Raw genomic sequence first — 3,478 nt, forward strand, 5'->3', positions numbered from 1 at the left:
TCCATCTCCGGCGAGATGACGCCGCCGACGTAGTTCAACACCGCCTCGCCACTGCGATTGATGCGGCGCGTCTGCTCGACCGCGCGATGATCCATCCAGACGATGATGTTGCGTTCCGGATTGGCGGACTTGCTTACCGGCAGCGGCACGCCGCCCTCGCCCAGCACCACCAGCGAACAGGTGGCGTCGAAGCCGATGCCGGCGATCGCCTCGGGCGCCACGCCCGATTGCGCGACCGCTTCACGCGTGGCCGCGCAAACCGCCCGCCAGATGTCGTTGCTCGACTGCTCGACAATGTCGCCGGCCTCGCGCCAGACCTCGATGTCCCGTTTGGCCGAGGCAAGCAGGGTTCCCGTGTGGTCGAACACCCCGGCCCGCGCGCTGCCGGTGCCGACGTCGATGCCGAGGAAGTGGGACATTGGGGGAAACCTTCGGTTTAAGGCAGTAGGGGAGTAGGGGAGTAGGGCAGTAAGGCAGTACGGGAATAGGAGATGGTGGCTTGGCTCGGGCCCGGGCATTGAACGGCAGAGCAATCCTACTGCCCTACTGCCCTACTGCCCTACTGCCCTACTGCCCTACTGCCCTACTCCCCTACTCCCCCTAGAGATCATTGCTCTGCGGCAAAATCACCAAATCCCTTATCGTCACATTGCGCGGCCGGGTCAGCATGAACATCACCGCTTCGGCCACCTCGCGTGGCTGCATCAGGCCGCCGGCGGCGAGTTCCTCTTCGAGCTTGGCCTTCGGCCAGTCGTCGACCAGTGCCGTCACCACCGGGCCGGGCGCCACGGCGCCGACGCGCAGGCCGTGCTTGGCGACTTGCCGGCGCACCGTGTGGACGAAGGCCTGCACGGCGTGCTTGGAGGCCGTGTAGATCGGTTCCCAGACCACCGGGACCAGACCGGCGATCGAACTGGTGACGATGATGTCGCCGGTCTTGCGTTCGATCATGTGCGGCAGCACCGCCTGGATCGAACGGAAGCAGGCATTGATGTTGAGGTTGAGCATGCGATCCCAGACGTCGGGATCGCCGGTCGCCACCTCGCCGCCGACATAGGCGCCGGCATTGGCATGGAAGATGTCGAGTTGGCCGGCCTTCTCCAGGATTTGCGGCATCATGGTGGCGACGCTTGCCGGCTGCATCAGGTCGATCACCAGCGGGATCGCTTTGGGGCCGAGTTCGGCGCACAGTTTGTTCAGCGTCGCCTCGGCGCGGTCGACCAGCACCACGGTGGCGCCGGCCGCCAGCATATGCCTGGCGCATTCGAGGCCGATGCCTGACGCGGCACCGGTGACGGCGGCAACTTTTCCGGACAGTTCTTGGCTCATGTCTTGCTTCCTGTTGATGGGTTCAGGCCCGGCCATGCGAGACACGCGAGCGGCGTGCCAGCGAGTCGACGATGACCGCGATGGCAAGCACGGCGCCGGTGATCATGTACCGAAGCGACGAGGACAGATCGAGCAGCGTCAGGCCGCTGGCGATCGACTGGATGACGATGATGCCGAGCAGTGCCGAATAGGCGCTGCCCCTGCCGCCGAACAGGCTGGTGCCGCCTATGACGGCCGCTGCGATGGCGTTGAGGTTGACGTCGCCCGTGCCGGCCTGCTGGCTGGCCGAGGCCAGGCGGGCCGCCGACAGCACGCCGCCGAAAGCCGCCAGCATCGAGCACAGCACGAAGGCGCTGGAATAGATCAGCCGCACATTGATGCCGGCGCGCCGCGCCGCCTCGCGGTTGCCGCCGACCGCCGACATAGAGCGGCCCCATTTGGTCCGCGTCAGCGCGTAGTGCATCGATATGACCAGGCCGACGAACAGGCCGAACATCCACGGAATGCCGCGCGCCTGATTGAGATAGAAGACGATGAGCTCGAGAATGACCGTAATCACCACCGCGCGCGTGACGAGCCCGCCGGTCGACGGCGCCGACAGGTTCGCGGCGCGGCGGCGCGCGACGGTGCGCAGGCCGGTGATCAGCATGACGATGCCCGGCACGGCCGCCAGAGCGAACGAGACGAGTTTGGGCATCATCAGCAACTGGCCGAAATTCACCAGGTTCGAGCCGTAGGGCAGGTTGATCGAGCCGGTCGAGCCGAGGATGTAGAGCTGCAGGCCAAGCACCGCCAGCAAGCCGGCCAGCGTCGAGACGAAGCTCGGCATGCCGAGCCGGTTGAACAGCAGCGCATAGAGGGCGCCGATGAAGCCGCCGACGGCAACAGCGGCCAGAATCGCGAGCGCCACCGGCCAGCCCTGGTTGACCCACAGCGTGCCGACCATGGCCGAGGCAAAGCCGCTGATCGAACCGACCGACAGGTCGATCTCGCCGACCATCAGAACGCAGACGATGCCGAGCGCGATGACGCCGACGGTTGAGCAATCGAACAGCAGATTGACCAGATTGCTGCTCGACAGGAAGATCGGGTTGATGCTGGCGAACACCGTCCAGATGATGACCAGCCCGACAATCACTGGCAGCGAGCCGAGATCGCCCGAGCGGACCCGGTCGAAGAACCGGCGGATGGCGCCGCCGATCCCCGCCTCGTGCTTGACGCGCACATCGGCGCGGTCGAGCTGCGGCGGCACGGGGGCGGCCTGTTCGGCTTCGCGGCTCATGGGCGTGGCTCCTGGGTCTGGTCTTGCCTGGCCTGCCTGCGCTCGGCGCGCCGCGACACCGAATTGTTCGAGGCGCCGGTGATGGCGCTGACCAGTTCCTGGTTCGAGGCATCGGGCGAGAAGATGCCGTTGTTGCGGCCAAGCCGCAGCACGACGATGCGGTCGGCGACGGCGCGCACGTCTTCCATGTTGTGGCTGATGATGACGACGCCGAGGCCGCGGTCGCGCACCCGCTCGATCAAATTGAGCACTTCCGCCGTCTGCGCCACGCCAAGCGCTGCCGTCGGCTCGTCGAGCAGGATGAGCTTGGGTTCGAGCAGCAGCGAGCGCGCGATCGCCACCGTCTGGCGCTGGCCGCCCGACAGTGAAGCGACCACTTCGCGGACACTCGGGATGCGCGCCGAAAGCTCGTTGAGCAGCGTCCAGGCGCGCACTTCCATCGCCACCTCGTCCAGCCGCAGCGGGCTGAGTTCGCGGCCAAGGAAGATGTTGGCGACGATGTCGAGGTTCTCGCACAGCGCCAGGTCCTGGAACACGGTGGCGATGCCGAGCGTCAGCGCGGCACTCGGATCGGCAAGTGTCACCTGCTTGCCGCGAAAACTGATCGTGCCTGAGCTCGGCTGATGCACGCCGGCCAGGATCTTGACCAGGGTCGACTTGCCGGCGCCATTGTCGCCGACCAGCGCCACCACTTCGCCTGCATGGACATCGAGATCGATGTCGGTGAGCGCCGAAACGGCGCCGAAATTCTTCGAAACGCCGCGCAGGCTGAGCACCAGCTCGCCTGCCGGAACCGGTTCGTCCGAGGTATCGGTCATGCCAGGAAGCCTTTCAAAACCGGTTCAAAAATTTCGCATGAGCGCTGCC

Annotated in this window: 4 protein-coding genes; all 4 read right to left on the bottom strand. The window is 66.0% G+C overall.

Annotation, left to right across the window (positions count from 1 at the left end; genetic code table 11):
- Positions 1-419, bottom strand: a 419-nt coding sequence (locus ENZ75_RS25330) for an FGGY family carbohydrate kinase (RefSeq protein WP_245481227.1), incomplete at its 3' end; no start/stop codon positions are given.
- 181 nt (positions 420-600) lie between these two features.
- Positions 601-1,329, bottom strand: a complete 729-nt coding sequence (locus ENZ75_RS25335) for an SDR family oxidoreductase (RefSeq protein ID WP_024501651.1) — start codon at positions 1,327-1,329, stop codon at positions 601-603.
- A 22-nt stretch (positions 1,330-1,351) separates the two neighbouring features.
- Entirely contained in the window at positions 1,352-2,611 is a 1,260-nt protein-coding gene (locus ENZ75_RS25340; RefSeq protein ID WP_024501652.1) for an ABC transporter permease, read from the bottom strand.
- The gene (locus ENZ75_RS25345; RefSeq protein WP_024501653.1) at positions 2,608-3,429 is read right to left on the bottom strand and encodes an ATP-binding cassette domain-containing protein; all 822 of its coding nucleotides are present in this window, start codon (positions 3,427-3,429) and stop codon (positions 2,608-2,610) included. Before ENZ75_RS25345 ends, ENZ75_RS25340 begins: the two co-directional genes overlap by 4 nt.
- Between the last annotated feature and the right edge of the window lie 49 nt (positions 3,430-3,478).

The sequence above is a fragment of the Mesorhizobium sp. M7A.F.Ca.CA.002.04.1.1 genome, from assembly GCF_004022805.1.
GTDB classification, from domain to species: domain Bacteria; phylum Pseudomonadota; class Alphaproteobacteria; order Rhizobiales; family Rhizobiaceae; genus Mesorhizobium; species Mesorhizobium ciceri.